This window comes from Streptomyces sp. NPDC088794 (assembly GCF_044750545.1).
GTDB lineage: Bacteria > Actinomycetota > Actinomycetes > Streptomycetales > Streptomycetaceae > Streptomyces.
In genome coordinates this window covers 176,206-190,190 of record NZ_JBIVKB010000003.1, presented here as the reverse complement: position 1 = coordinate 190,190, position 13,985 = coordinate 176,206, and the positions used below count along the sequence as shown (strand labels likewise).

The window sequence follows — 13,985 nt, the reverse complement described above, 5'->3', positions numbered from 1 at the left end:
CGTGACCACCACCCTGACCGAGTCGCGACAACCACAGAAGACCACCCACCGCGAGCGGCAACGCCGCCCGCGTCGGTCGGCCGGCCGCCGCAACTGGGCCGGCGGCCTGGCCGGCTGGCTCTGGCTCGTCGTCGTCGCCGTACCCCTGTACTGGACCCTCATCACCAGCTTCAAGGCCAAGAGCCGCTACTACGCGAGCAACCCGCTGGTGCCGTCGAGCGACCCCACGCTGGACAACTACCGGTTCGTCATGGAGAACGACTTCCTCCGCTACTTCCTGAACAGCGTCGTGGTCACCGCCGGCGCCGTGGTGCCGGCGGTCGTGATCTCCTTCATGGCCGCCTACGCGATCGTTCGCGGTTGGCGCATGCGGGTCCTCCGCCTGATGAACGGGCTGTTTCTGATGGGCCTGGCCATCCCGCTGCAGGCGACGGTGATCCCGGTCTACCTGATCATCATCAAAATGCACCTCTACGACAATCTGCTGGCACTGATCCTCCCGTCGATCGCCTTCGCGATCCCGCTGTCGGTGCTGGTGCTCACCAACTTCATCCGCGACGTGCCCAAAGAGCTGTTCGACTCGATGCGGGTCGACGGCGCCACCGAATGGACGACCCTGTGGCGGCTGGCGGCACCGCTGACCCGGCCGGCCATCCTCACCGTGACCATCTTCAACTCGCTGACCATCTGGAACGGGTTCCTGCTGCCGCTGATCCTGACCCAGAGCCCGGACCGCCGGACCCTGCCGCTGGCGCTGTGGACGTTCCAGGGACAGTACGGGGTCAATGTCCCCGCCGTTCTCGCCGCCGTCGTCCTCACCACCCTGCCCGTCCTGGTGCTGTACGCGTTCGGCCGCCGCCAGTTGCTGAGCGGACTGACCGCCGGATTCAGCCGTTGACCGACCGAGGGCCGGGCGCCGCGGATCCGGGCCTCTCCCGGAGCCCGCACACGGTCTGCCCCGCCTTGAGTCCTGCTCGTCCACCTGTTCGCCCGTCGCGTCCCGGCCAAGGGTCTGACGCACGTGGGAGGAAAGTGAACGCCAACGTGGCCGTAGAGAACATCCCCGGAATCGCCCTCTGGAACGACCCCACCGTGCCCGTCGCCACAAGGGTCGACGCCCTGATCGACGCGATGACCCTTGAGGAGAAGACCGCCCAGCTGTACGGAGTGTGGGTGGGCGCCTCCGACCAGGGCGGTGAAGTGGCGCCCCACCAGCACGACATGGAGGAGGCCGTCGATCTCGACGCACTCCTGCCCACCGGACTGGGCCAGCTGACCCGGCCCTTCGGCACGGTCCCGGTCGACCCCGCCCTGGGCGCGCTCTCCCTGGCCCGCACCCAGACCCGTATCGCCGCCACGAACCGGTTCGGCATCCCCGCTCTCGCGCACGACGAATGTCTGGCCGGCTTCGCGGCCTGGGGGGCGACGGCCTACCCCGTTCCGCTGTCCTGGGGGGCCACCTTCGATCCCGACACGGTGCGGCGCATGGCCGCCGCCATCGGCCGCGACATGCGTGCCGTCGGAGTCCACCAGGGACTCGCGCCCGTCCTCGACGTCGTACGCGATGCCCGCTGGGGCCGGGTCGAGGAGACCATCGGCGAGGACCCGTACCTCGTCGGCACCATCGCGACCGCCTACGTGCAGGGCCTCGAATCCGCCGGAATCGTCGCCACCCTCAAGCACTTCGTCGGATACTCGGCCTCCCGCGCCGGGCGCAACCTCGCCCCCTCCTCCATGGGGCCGCGCGAGCGCGCCGACGTTCTGCTGCCACCTTTCGAGATGGCGATCCGTGAAAGCGGCGCCCGGTCGGTGATGAACGCCTACACCGACACCGACGGCATGCCCTCCGCGGCCGACGAGGATCTGCTCACCGGGCTGCTGCGCGACACGTGGGGCTTCGACGGCACCGTCGTCGCCGACTACTTCGCCATCGCCTTCCTCAAGACCCTGCACGGCATCGCGGCCGACTGGTCCGGCGCCGCCGGCACGGCGCTGCGTGCGGGCGTCGACGTCGAACTGCCCAACGTGAAGACATACGGCGCGCCTCTGGCCGAGGCCGTCGCCGACGGCCGCGTCCAGGAGGCGCTGGTCGATCGTGCCCTGCGTCGGACCCTCACCCAGAAGGTGCTGCTCGGCCTGCTCGACCCGGACTGGAACCCCGTGCCGGCCGCCCTGGACGGGGCGAGCCTGGCCGATCCGGCCGCTCTGCGCGGCCGCATCGACCTGGACGGCCCGGAGAACCGCGCCCTGGCCCGCACGGTCGCCGAGAAGGCGGTCGTGCTGCTCAGCAACGACGGCACCCTCCCGCTCGGGAGGCCGCGCCGCATCGCGCTGCTGGGCCCCAACGCCGACGAGCCCGTCGCCGTACTGGGCTGCTACTCCTTCCCCCAGCACATCGGCGTCCGCCACCCCGACACCCCACTGGGCATCGAACTGCCCACACTGCGCGACACACTCGCCGCCGAGTTCCCCGACGCCGAGATCACGGTCGTCCGCGGCACCGGAATCGACGACGGAGACCTCTCCGGCATCGACGAGGCCGCCCGGGCGGCTCGTGAGGCCGACGTCGCTCTGGTGGTACTCGGCGACCGCGCCGGGCTCTTCGGGCGGGGCACCAGTGGTGAGGGATGCGATGTCGAGGCCCTGGTGCTGCCCGGTGCGCAGCAGCAACTCCTCGACACCCTGCTCGACCTGGAGACACCCGTGGTCACCGTCCTGCTCGCGGGACGGCCGTACGCCCTGGGCCGCGCCGTGGAGGAGTCCGCCGCGATCGTGCAGTCCTTCTTCCCGGGCGAGGAGGGGACCCACGCGATCGCCGGGGTGCTCAGCGGCCGGACCAATCCCTCCGGACGCCTCCCGGTCAGCGTGCCGCGCGGGCCGGGCTCCCAGCCGGCCACGTACCTCGGGGCGCGGCTCGCTCAAGCCAACGAGGTCTCCAGCATCGACCCGACCCCCGCGTTCGCCTTCGGCCACGGCCTGTCCTATACACGGTTCGACTGGACGGACCTGACCGTGGACTCCCAAGAGGCTCCGACGGACGGCGAGTTCGCCCTCGCCCTCACCGTCCGCAACACAGGCGGGCGGTCCGGAACCGAGGTCGTCCAGCTCTATCTGCACGACCCGGTTGCCTCCGTCGTCCAGCCCGTGCAGCGTCTCGTCGGCTACACCCGGGTCGAACTGGAGCCGGGCGAGGCCCGCCGCATCCACGTCACGGTCCCGGCCGACCTCGCCTCCTTCACCGGACGCGACGGCCGGCGCGTCGTCGAACCGGGCGAGCTGGAACTGCGGCTGGCCGCCTCCAGCGTGGACCCGCGCCTGACGGCCGGAGTCACGTTGACCGGAGCCGAGCGCCACGTGGATCACACACGGCGCCTGCACACCACGATCGGGCAGGAGCCGGTCGTCCGGCCATGAACGGGGGGGTGCGCAGCGCGCGTCGCAGGATCGGCGGCGCGCGCTGCGCACAACGCCCGCGAACGCGGTGACGGCCGCATGTGCCCTCGTCCGCTCAGAGCACGCCGCGCCGGGCGAGGTTGCGCATCAGCGCCCGTACGCCGGACGTCCACGGAGCGGCCTCCTCGCTGGTGACGACGGTGTTGACCAGAGCGCCGAGCCGCGGGCTGGAGATCCGCACGACGTCGCCGTACTCGTGGGTGAAGCCCGCGCCAGGTGCCCCTCGGTCCTCGGTGGGAGCGAACAGCGTGCCGGTGAACAGCACGAAGCCGTCCGGGTACTGGTGATGCGGACCGCGTGTGGCAGCCACCAGGTCCAGTACGTCGCGGCTGATCTCCCGCATGGAACTGCTGCCGTGCAGTACGTAGCCGTCGGTGCCGTCGATCCGCAGGTCGATGTCGAGCTCTCGTACGGTGTCGAGGTCGAAGTCCTCGTCGAGCAGGCGCAGGAACGGGCCGATCGCGCAGGAGGCGTTGTTGTCCTTCGCGCGCGACAGCAGCAGGGCGCTGCGCCCCTCGATGTCGCGGAGGTTGACGTCGTTGCCGAGCGTCGCGCCGCGTACCCGGCCGCGTGCGTCCACGACGAGGACGACCTCGGGCTCGGGGTTGTTCCACACCGAGGCGCCGAGCACTCCCACCTCGGAGCCGGTGCCGACCGCGGACAGTACGGGGGCCTTGGTGAACACCTCGGGGTCCGGCCCGATCCCGACCTCCAGGTACTGCGACCACAGCCCTTCGGCGACGAGCAGTTCCCTGGCCTTGTCCGCTTCGGGCGATCCGGGTCGGATGCCGTCGAGCGCACCGCCCACCACCTGTCCGACCCGGGCCCGCACCCGCGCGGCCTGCTCCGGATCGCCGCCCGTGCGCTCTTCGATGACGCGTTCCAGCAGACTCCGGGCGAAGGTGACGCCCGCGGCCTTGATCACCTGGAGGTCGATGGGGGCGAGCAGATGCGGAACGTCACGGCGGCCGGCCGGTGCCTCCAACAGCTGGTCCAGGCGCCAGACTTGTCCGCCGACGGCCTCGCGGACGACCGCCGCCGCGTCGTCGCGATCCACGAGGTCGGAGACAGTGGGGACCACGGCCGTCAGGTCGACGACCTCCTCGCCGCGCACCGCGGCCACACACGGTCCGTCGCATTCCGGGTCGTGGACGCGCGCCACGAGGGCGGCCCGGTCGGCGTCCTCCGGCAGGACGGGGCCGGGTGTGAGGACGGGACGAGGGCGCGCTGCTGCCGATTCCACGATCGATGCTCTCCTGCGGATCAAAGGGACACGGTCGCCCGGGGCGGGCTCGGTGGGGGAGTCACCAGGGACCTCGTGTCCACGGCTGCCGCGCAGGAAACCGAAGTCGGCACCCTGGCTGGCCTGTTCCACGGTCGGGATGCCGGGATCCTGGCTCGGCGAACGCCGGCTTCCCGCCCTTCGGCACACTCGCTGCGGCGCGGCTCCGCCCGAAGACGCCTATTTGGTACGGGACTTGCGGTACTCCTCGACCACCAGATCGGTCAGCTCGGTCACCGACGTCTCCGACGTGCGCTTGTCGAAGGTGATCTCGCCGTGCTGAAGCAGGTTGACTCGGTCGCAGACCTCGAAGACCTGGGCGTAGTTGTGGGCGATGATGATGACGGAGACCTCGCCGCGGGCCTTGAGGTCGTTGACCAGGTCGAGAATGAGTGCGCCCTCCTTGGCGCCCATCGCGGCCAGGGGCTCGTCGAGCAGGAGGACCCTGGCCTCGGAATAGACCGAGCGTGCCACGGCGATGGCCTGGCGCTGGCCACCGGAGAGCTTGGCGACCTCGACATCGACCGACGGGATGTTCACCCCCATCTCGTCCAGGTGCTCCTGGGCGATCCTGCGCATCGCGCGGTTGTTCAGCAGCCGGGTGCGGCCGATCTTCTCCCGGTTCAGGAACATGTTGTGGTAGACCGTCAGCTCGTTCACCAGCGCCAGGTCCTGGTAGACCGCGTCGATGCCGAGCGAGCGGGCATGGTCGACCGACTTGAGCGTCACCTCCTCGCCGTTCAGGAGGATGCGGCCGGCATCGGGCCGGTGGAAGCCGCAGAGGATCTTCAACAGGGTCGACTTTCCGGCGCCGTTGTCACCGACAAGGGCGAGTACCTCCCCCTTGTCCAGGCGCAGGTTCACGTCCCGTAGCGCCGTGACCGCGCCGAAGCCCTTGACCACGTGCTCCACGGAGAGCGCCGGCGGTGTCGTCCCGGTCGTCCCGCTCATCGGCGGCCCGCCCTTCGCAGTCCGGCCAGGTACACGTTGAGCACCATGGAGAGGATGATCGCCGCACCGAGGATGATGTTGAACGGGTTGGCGTTGATGCCGATGAAGTTCAGTCCGTTGCGCAGCTCCGCGAGGACGAGCGCGCCGAGCAGCGCGCCGACGACCGTCCCCGAGCCGCCGGCCAGCGCGGTACCGCCGATGACCGCGGCGGAGACGGCGGTGAACATGGGGGAGGCGCCGTCCGCACCCGCGGAGGTCGGGTCGATCGAGTCGACGCGGAAGGCTTCGAGGATGCCGGCGAAGGCGCCGAGGGCGCTGGTGGCCATGAAGTTGCCGAACTTGATGCGGCCGGTCCTGATGCCGGCCTCGCTCGCGCCGAGCGGGTTGCCGCCGGTGGCGATCGTGTGCAGCCCCCAGCGTGACCGGGTGAGTACCACGTGGAAGAACGCGACGATGATCAGGCACCAGATCAGTTCCGACCAGTCCGACTGTCCGAACCAGCCGCGCACCCCGTGCGCCGCCTCGGGGATCTGCGCCGGGTAGGCGTGCGACGTGGTCAGCATGATGCCCAGGATGAGGAAGAGCATGCCCAGCGTGGCGACGAACGACGGCACCTTGAGCACGACCACCACGAAGCCGTTGGCGAGACCGATGACGGCGCCGGCCAGTACCGAGCCGACGATGGCGATGATCGGGTACGTGCCGTAGTAGTCGATCATGTAGTGCATCAGGAACGGCGACAGCGCGAAGACGGCGCCCACCGACAGATCGATCTCCCCGCTGACCAGGAGCATCACCATGCCCGCCGCGATGATCGCGTACGGCGCTGTCTGTTGGGAGAGGTTGACCAGGTTGCTGCGGGCCAGGAAGTCGGAGTTGTTGGACCAGAAGTAGAGCAGCAGGGCCACCGCGATGATGAAGATGGTGGCCTCGCGGCGGATGACGAACGTCTCGAAGGCGAGGCGCAGCGGGCCGTGCCGCCTCACCGGCGGGGTGCCGGCGGCGGTCTTCCCGCCGGTCGCGTCCTGCACGACCGGCTCGCTCATGCGTGGCCAATGGCGCCGGAGCGCTTGATCAGCTGCTGCTTCGTGCTGGAGCCCTCGTACCGGGTCCTGGTCTGCAGATACGGGTCGACGTTGTCCTTGGTCACGAAGAGCAGCCCGGTGTCGGTGACACTCGGGATCACCAGGCCGCCGGACAGCTTGTACATCCACAGGTACAGCACGCTCAGGAAGCCCTGAAGATAGGGCTGTTGGTCGATGGTGAAGTCGAGGTCACCCGCTTTGATCGCGGTGAGGGTGTTCGGGTTCAGGTCGAAGCCGCCCGCGACCACGCCCTTCTTCTTGAGGCCGTATTTCTTCACGACCTTCCCGACGCTCTCCGTCGAGCCCGCGTCGACCGCGAACAGGCCCTTGAGGCCCTTGTGTCCGCTGGCATACGCGTCGATGGTCGACAGCTCCTGAGGAAGCTCCGCGCCGCTGGCGACCGACTTGAAGTTGATCGACTTGCCGGATGCCTTGATCGCGTCGGTGGCACCGTCGATGCGCGGCTGGATGTTGAGCGCGCCCGGGGTGGCGATGAACCCGACCGCGTCCCCGCCGGAAGGCATCACCGAGGCGATGCGGCGACCCAGTTCGACCCCGGACTGGTAGAGGTCCTGGCCGATGTAGCAGAGCCGGCTCGTCCCCGGATCCCCTTTCGCGCCGTCCGCGTTGTACGAGACGGTGGGGATGCCGGCGTCCAGGGCTTTGTCGACGGGCGATTTGAAGGCGTTCTTGTCGACGACCGCCACCGCGATGCCGTCGGCCTTCGCGGAGACGGCCGAGGACATGGTGCTGACCATTTCCGGGACGCTCGAGTCCTTCGATCCGGTCCACTGGAACGAGGCGCCCAGGAGCGCGCAGGCGTCGGCCGCGCCGTACTGCGTCGGGGTGAAGAACGGGTTCGTCGTGACGTGGTTGACGAACACGAACCTCCACTTCGGTGTCTCGGGGAAGTCGCCGACACCGTCGCCGGATTTGTTGTCGTCGCTCTTGTTGCCGGCTGAGCAGGCGGACAGTAAGGCGGCCGCGGCAGCCGAGGCGCTCACCATTCCTGCGCCGCTCAGTAGCCGTCGTCTTGCCAGCCCGTTCAGGCTGAGCGTGTCGACGGCTTCTTCCACCTGCGGATCGATCTTCTTCATGATCACCCCGGTGTGTTCAGCCTTGCTGTCCGATACTTCGAACGACGTTCGGATCGGTTGGTGCGGCTGAACGTAGGGCCGGTCTGATAGGTCGTCAAGGTCCTGAGCGGGCTACGGTTTCGTCAACATTCGTCCATGGGTCGGCCGCCGCTCCGTCAGGGCTGCGCCGTCATTTCAGTTGTCCAAACCGGTCATGGTTGCCCCTTCTCGTTCACTGGTCGCAGAGAGCGGCGTGGGCCGCCTCTCGTATGGCGGCGATGGTGGACTCGTGGCGTCTCTCGGCGAGCCAGGCCATGGCCGCACTGCACGGCGTGAGGTCGGTGACGTCTACGTAGCGGATGCCGGGGCGGGGGAACAAGTCGCGTGCGGCTGCCGGGAGGAAGCACATCGCCTCGCCGCTGGCCACGGTGTGCAGCAGGGACTCGATGTCGCTCGCGACCGGTCCGTACCGTACGGGACTGCCGTCTGGGCGGGGATCCACCGCCCAGAATTCCCACCAGATCTGCGGCACCTTCTCGGGCATGGCCACCACAGGACGATCGGCGAGCTGGGCCAGGGAGAGACGCTGGGCAGGTCGGCAAGTGGATCGCCGACGTGAAGACACGCCACGCGGGGCTCGGTGGCGAGGTGGTGCAGTTCAATGCCGGCCGGCACGGGTGGTCGTAGGAACATGACGTCGACCTCTTGCCGAACGAGAGCGGTGAGGTGGTCGACGAAATTGAGGCTGACGACCTGCAGCGTCATCCGAGGGTGTTGGTCCTGCAAGGTGCGCAAGACGGTGCGGGTATGCGGCATGGCGGCCTCCGCTCCCACGGTCCCCACGACCAAGTGGCCGGACAGCTGGCGCGCTTGGGCTTCGGCCAACCTCCGCAACCGGGCCACAGCATCGGCGGCTGCTCGTGCCTCGGGGAGCAGGGCGCGTCCGGCGGCGGTGATGGCGACCGCACGGCTGGTGCGGTCGAACAGCCGCACCCCCAGGCGTTGTTCGGCGTCCCGAATCTGCTGGCTCAGGGCGGATTGCGTGATGAACAGACGTGCGGCGGCGCGACCGAAATGAAGTTCTTCGCTGAGAACCACGAACAGGCGCAGCTGGTGGATGCTCGGCTCTGTCGCCCTATCAGATCCCTTGTCAGTTATGGCAGTTGCTCTCTTCGGTCATCCATGAGGAATACCTTATCGACCGGATGGGATTCCGCATGGCTGATCCCATGACAACGATGCCGCTGCCATGTAACTGTTCTGGAGGCCGCCCTGGTCGCCGGACTGACCATCCTGGCTTGGGACCGGGAGCTGCCGTACTTGTTCGGTGCGGGGAATCAGACGGGGGACCCGGCTTGACCGTGAACAGCATGCCGCCACCGGAGCGCTGCCGATGCGCAGGCCCGATGTTCACCGGAGGAGGACGCGGCGCAGGGCGTGGGCTGCCACGAGCCGAGGACCGCTCCGTCGAGCCTCGCGCACGCAGGGGCGACGGCCGGTAGGCGCCGGGGTATCGGGCGGACCCGACTGTCTTCCGTCCGGTCACTTCGGGACACCTCGTACGGCTCCAGGCCCGATGCTGCCGCGCCCGGTCCCATGGCCAGAGCAGGTGCTGCCGTCATTGCCTCCATGAGCGGAGCGCCTTCGGCCGTCGCGGAACTGATCAGGCGGCCACGGAGTCCGCGCCTGGGCCGCGTGTGCGCCGGGCTAAGTCAGACAGCCCTTGAGCGCTGCGTCCGGTCTAGGGCGACGGGCGCCAGGATTTCGAACTGTAGAAGGAGACCATGAGCGGCGTACTGGTTCACCTGCCGTCGGACGGGGGAACGGAGATCACACCCGAGTCGGAGCCGTTGAGTCTTCGACTCGGTCCCGGGGACTTAGCCCGTTTCGGGCGTGGATCCGTCTCCGTTCCCGTCGATCTGCGGCTGGCGGATCCGGCCGTGTCCCGGCTCGCGGGAGAGATCCGGGTGACCGAGGACCACTGGCAGTTGAGCAACCTCAGTGCGTCCCAGACCTACGTGGTGGAGAACCCGGAGGGTGCGGGGGAGTACTTCAGGGTCCCGCCACGTCGGGCGGGAGCGCCCGTGCCGTTCGAGTTCGCGCGCGTCATCCTGCCGGCAGGGGGGCGTCCCGTGAGTTTCCAGGTGTTCGCTCCCGACCACGTATACGTCGGCACGAGCCAGGTGGGGGACATGGCCGGCACCGGGACGCTGGCTGGATTCTCCTTGGACGAGACCTCCACGTACTTCCTCGTGCTGGTCGCGTTGTGCGAACCGCGGCTGCGTGACGAGTCCACGGTGACGGTGGCGACCACCCCGCAGATCGTCGAGCGACTGCGGAACCAGCCGGGCTGCGAGCGGCTGACCGCGCGGGCGGTCAGTTCTCACATCGACTATCTGGCGGAGCAAAAGCTCCGGATCTCCGCCCCCGGGACCGGATCGGGTCAGAGCGTCCGACGCAACGGGAAGCGGGAATCCGTGGCGGGACTCGCCCTGCGCTTCGGACTCGTGCGAGAAGAGCACCTGGAACTCCTGCCGTCCAGGAGCGCCCTCCTCCAGCGGACGGGGGTGGCGGGAGCGTGAGCAGCGAATCCGCGGAACTGGTCCCGCGCGGCTACCGGGTGGGGGAGTGGGAGGTCACCGACCTGATCGGAGCCGGCGGATGGGGGACGGTGTACGCGGCCCGACGCGCCGACGTCCCGGCCGGCGACGCGAAGGTGGACGACGGCAGCCCCGCCGTCCCGAGGGAGACGCCTCCGAAGGAGGTTGCCCTCAAGTTCCTGCACACGGCCGGGCTCGCGCCGCGTCAGGCGCGCGGACTCGTGGAAACCGCCCGGCGCGAGGCCGAACTCAGCCGGCGTACCCGGCATCCGCGGCTGATCAGGCTGTACGACTCGGTCACGCTCGGCGAGCGTGACGGCGCGGCTTTTGACGGAGCCGTGGTCCTCGTGATGGAGCGAGCCGAGTTGAGCCTGCGGGAATTGCTGGAGGCTCTGTCCCCGTCGGGCCGTGCCGTCCCCTCTCCGTCCTCCACTCCGTTGGGCGACGAGCCCCTCTCGGCGAGTGAAGGGGCGCGGCTGCTCACCGAGATCTGTGAAGGGCTGGCGCACCTACACGGGATGGGTTGGGTGCACGGGGACCTCAAGCCCGACAACGTCCTGATCATGGCGGACGGATCGGCACGGCTGGCGGACTTCGGCCTCGCGGCGGAACTGACCGGCACCCACGCCTACATCCCGCCCCTGGGCACTCCTGACTACTTACCGCCGGAACGCTGGCAGGCGTCCCTGGGCGAACAGGGTGTACAGATACGGCAGAGCACCGACATCTGGGCCCTGGGGGTGATGATCCACCAGGTCTTCACCGCAGGCTCTTCCCCCTTCCCCGGTGCCACGCCTGCCGCCCGCGCAGCCGCCGCCCAGCAGTACGCCGACGGACGCGCACCGCTGCGCATGGACCCGCGTGTGCCGCCCTTCTGGCGCGACCTGGCGGCCGACTGTCTCAGCCCGACCCACGCCGTCCGTGCCGCACACACCCTTGAGAGCCTGATGGCCCGAATCCGGGCCGAAGAGGAACGGTCCGTGGTGCCGCCCCGCCCCCGACGCACGTCGTCGTGGACTGGCCGCACCGCTACCTGCTCCGCACGACGACCGACGCCCGCACCGTCCTGTGCGTGCTCACCCACGACGTCAAGTTCGACATCCCCCTGCTCGAGGTCGCCCTACGGTTGCCCGTCGCGTTCGTGGGCGCCATGGGCTCCATGCGCACCCACGTCGACCGCGACCGGCGGCTGCGCGAAGCAGGTCTGACGGAACAGGAGTTGAAGCGCCTGCGCTCGCCCATCGGCCTCGATCTCGGAGGCCGCACCCCCGAGGAGACAGCCCTGTCGATCGCCGCCGAGATCGTCGCGACCCGCCGCGGCGGGACCGGCCGGCCCCTGAGCGAAGCGGGTACGCCCATCCACCACAGCGGCGTCCACTGAGACACGCGGCCCGCGCCGACCGTCACGACGTGACCTAGACTCGCGGCCCGGACGAGGGAGGAGTTGGCAGTGAGCGCAACACCCATACGGTTCGGCATCGTGGGAAGCGGCTGGCGGGCCGAGTTCTTCGTACGGCTGGCGCGGGCGCTGCCCGAACGGCTCGCGGTCGCCGGCGTGGTGACCCGCTCCGCCGACCGCGCCGCCCGAGTGGCCGCGGAATGGGGCGTGCCGGTCTTCCGTACGGTCGACGAACTGTGCTCCACCGCACCGGAGTTCGTGATCCCGTCGGTGCCGTGGGAGGTCACGCCGCAGGTCGTGGAGGAACTCGTCGAGCGCGGGACACCGGTGCTCGCCGAGACCCCGCCCGCACCCGACGTGCTGGGACTCGGCCGGTTGTGGGACGCGGTGGGCGCCGCGCAGCGCCCAGGGGGCGGCGCCCTCGTCCAGGTCGCGGAGCAGTACCCGCTCATGCCGGGCCACGCCGCCCGGCTCGCCCTCGTACGGCGAGGAGTGATCGGCGAGGTCACCTCCGTACAGGTGTCGTCGACGCACATGTACCACGCGATGTCGCTGATCCGGCACACGCTGGGCGTCGGTTTCGCCCCCGCGACCGTCACCGCTCGGGCCTTCACCGCCCCGCTGGCCGATCCGCTGACGCCGGCCGGATGGACCGGCGACCTGACTCCGAAGGACGCCGTCACCACCCTCGCCCTGCTGGACTTCGGCGCGGCCCGTACGGCGCTCTACGACTTCACGGACAATCAGTGGTGGAACCCGCTGCGGGCCCGCCGGATCGTGGTGCGGGGGTCGCTCGGCGAGATCGTCGACGACACGGTGGTGCGGATGGCCGACCCGCGCACTCCGGTGGAATCCGCGCTGACCCGCCGCCGTACCGGCACCGACCTCAACCTTGAGGGGGCCGAGGTCCACCACATCTCCTTCGACGGCGAAGTGCTGTGGCGCAACGAGTACGTGGGCGCGAGCCTGTCCGAGGACGACCTCGCCGTCGTGGACCTGCTGTGCCGGACGGGCGCCTGGGTACGGGACGCCGGCCCGGAACCGTACCCGCTGGCCGACGGCTGTCAGGATCACCTGCTGGCGCTGGCCTGCGAGGAGTCGGCCCGTACCGGTACGCCCGTGGCGACCACGGTGCAGCCGTGGGCGGCCAGTTGACCCCGGAGGGCGGGCCGCCGCCGAGGAGCCGGCTCGCAAGCCACCGCTACTCGCCCTCCGCGAGGCGCCTCGCCCGGGCCGCACGTCCGTAGACGTAGGGCGTCACGGGATCGCCTCGAAAGCGTGCGGAACTCTGGCCGCCGAACGCCGAGAACGCGCCCGCGTCCGCAGCGAGAGAGCATCCGCCGGGGCGGACGCCCTCTCGCCACCGCAGCCTGAACGCTCCGGCGGGCCTATGCGGTCAGAGCCCTAGACCGCGGTGCGTCCGGCGTCGGCCGCGAGGGTGGCGCCGGTGAGGTAGCTGGCGCGGTCCGAGGCGAGGAAGAGGATCACCTCGGCGATCTCCCGCGGGGTCGCGAGCCGGCCGAGCACGGTGGTCTTAGCGACCTGCGCGGCACCCTCCTCACCCATGGTGGCCAGGACCATGTCGGTCCGCGTAGGACCGGGCGCGACGGTGTTCACACGCACGCCGGCCGGACTGAACTCGGCCGCCCAGGTGCGCGTCAGCGACTCCAGCGCGGCCTTGGTGGCGCTGTAGACGGACAGCCCGGGCATGCCGATCCGGGCGGCCATGGTGCTGACGTTGACGATGCTGCCGGAGCCCTTGGCGATCATGGCGGGGACCAGGGCCGCGGTGAGGAGGTACGGGGCGCGGACGTTGGCCGCCAGGGCCAGGTCGAGCGTGTCGGGATCCTGGTCCACGGTCGGCGCCCCGGGGAAGATCGCGGCGTTGTTGACCAGGATGTCGACGGGTCCGGCCTCTTCGGCGAGGCGGCGCAGCGCGGCCGGTTCGGTGAGGTCGGCGGCGACGAAGCGTGCCCTGCCACCGGCGTCCGTGATCGACCGTACGGTCTCGGCTCCGCGTTCGGCGTTGCGGCCGGAGACGACCACCTCTGCACCGGCCGCCGCCATCAGCCGGGCCGTCTCGGCGCCGATGCCACCGGTCGAGCCGGTGACGAGGGCGACCTTGTCGGAGAGTTCCAT

At 69.8% G+C, this 13,985-nt stretch carries 12 protein-coding genes and 1 pseudogene; 6 read left to right on the top strand and 7 right to left on the bottom strand.

The features are described 5' to 3' along the window. Position 1 precedes the first annotated feature (1 nt). Positions 2-898 carry a carbohydrate ABC transporter permease gene (locus ACIP6U_RS09870; RefSeq protein ID WP_401714647.1) on the top strand — a complete coding sequence of 299 codons (897 nt, stop codon included), beginning with the start codon at positions 2-4 and terminating at the stop codon, positions 896-898. A gap of 134 nt (positions 899-1,032) precedes the next feature. Beyond that, positions 1,033-3,414 carry a beta-glucosidase gene (locus tag ACIP6U_RS09865; protein WP_401714645.1) on the top strand — a complete coding sequence of 794 codons (2,382 nt, stop codon included), beginning with the start codon at positions 1,033-1,035 and terminating at the stop codon, positions 3,412-3,414. 94 nt (positions 3,415-3,508) lie between these two features. On the opposite strand, the gene ACIP6U_RS09860 is transcribed toward ACIP6U_RS09865, so the two are convergent. From ACIP6U_RS09860 to ACIP6U_RS09835, 6 genes and pseudogenes are all read right to left on the bottom strand, one after another. Continuing rightward, positions 3,509-4,696 (bottom strand): fumarylacetoacetate hydrolase family protein, encoded by a 1,188-nt coding sequence (locus tag ACIP6U_RS09860; RefSeq protein WP_401715515.1) that lies wholly within the window; start codon positions 4,694-4,696, stop codon positions 3,509-3,511. Positions 4,697-4,915: 219 nt separating this feature from the next. After that, the gene (locus ACIP6U_RS09855; protein ID WP_401714643.1) at positions 4,916-5,686 is read right to left on the bottom strand and encodes an ATP-binding cassette domain-containing protein; all 771 of its coding nucleotides are present in this window, start codon (positions 5,684-5,686) and stop codon (positions 4,916-4,918) included. Beyond that, a complete protein-coding gene (locus ACIP6U_RS09850) occupies positions 5,683-6,732 on the bottom strand; it encodes an ABC transporter permease (RefSeq protein WP_401714641.1) in 1,050 nt (349 codons plus the stop codon). The genes ACIP6U_RS09855 and ACIP6U_RS09850 overlap by 4 nt, the downstream gene beginning before the upstream one ends. Then, positions 6,729-7,868: a sugar ABC transporter substrate-binding protein gene (locus ACIP6U_RS09845; protein WP_401714640.1), complete on the bottom strand. Its 1,140-nt coding sequence runs from the start codon at positions 7,866-7,868 to the stop codon at positions 6,729-6,731. Before ACIP6U_RS09845 ends, ACIP6U_RS09850 begins: the two co-directional genes overlap by 4 nt. 211 nt (positions 7,869-8,079) lie before the next feature. Next, a complete protein-coding gene (locus tag ACIP6U_RS09840) occupies positions 8,080-8,391 on the bottom strand; it encodes a hypothetical protein (RefSeq protein ID WP_401714639.1) in 312 nt (103 codons plus the stop codon). A gap of 110 nt (positions 8,392-8,501) precedes the next feature. Then, positions 8,502-8,945: pseudogene (locus ACIP6U_RS09835) on the bottom strand (LysR family transcriptional regulator); the annotation flags it as partial. 686 nt (positions 8,946-9,631) lie between these two features. Here ACIP6U_RS09835 and ACIP6U_RS09830 point away from each other — a divergent pair. From ACIP6U_RS09830 to ACIP6U_RS09815, 4 genes are all read left to right on the top strand, one after another. Then, the gene (locus tag ACIP6U_RS09830) at positions 9,632-10,429 is read left to right on the top strand and encodes a serine/threonine protein kinase (protein WP_401714638.1); all 798 of its coding nucleotides are present in this window, start codon (positions 9,632-9,634) and stop codon (positions 10,427-10,429) included. Then, complete coding sequence (locus ACIP6U_RS09825; RefSeq protein WP_401714636.1) at positions 10,426-11,655, top strand: serine/threonine-protein kinase; 1,230 nt, start codon at positions 10,426-10,428, stop codon at positions 11,653-11,655. Before ACIP6U_RS09830 ends, ACIP6U_RS09825 begins: the two co-directional genes overlap by 4 nt. Beyond that, positions 11,547-11,828 (top strand): XdhC family protein, encoded by a 282-nt coding sequence (locus ACIP6U_RS09820; protein ID WP_401715513.1) that lies wholly within the window; start codon positions 11,547-11,549, stop codon positions 11,826-11,828. Before ACIP6U_RS09825 ends, ACIP6U_RS09820 begins: the two co-directional genes overlap by 109 nt. 69 nt (positions 11,829-11,897) lie before the next feature. Next, positions 11,898-13,001, top strand: coding sequence for a Gfo/Idh/MocA family protein (locus ACIP6U_RS09815; protein ID WP_401714634.1), 1,104 nt, complete (start codon positions 11,898-11,900; stop codon positions 12,999-13,001). A 249-nt stretch (positions 13,002-13,250) separates the two neighbouring features. Here ACIP6U_RS09815 and ACIP6U_RS09810 read toward each other — a convergent pair whose 3' ends face one another. Next, positions 13,251-13,985 (bottom strand): SDR family NAD(P)-dependent oxidoreductase, encoded by a 735-nt coding sequence (locus ACIP6U_RS09810; protein WP_401714633.1) that lies wholly within the window; start codon positions 13,983-13,985, stop codon positions 13,251-13,253.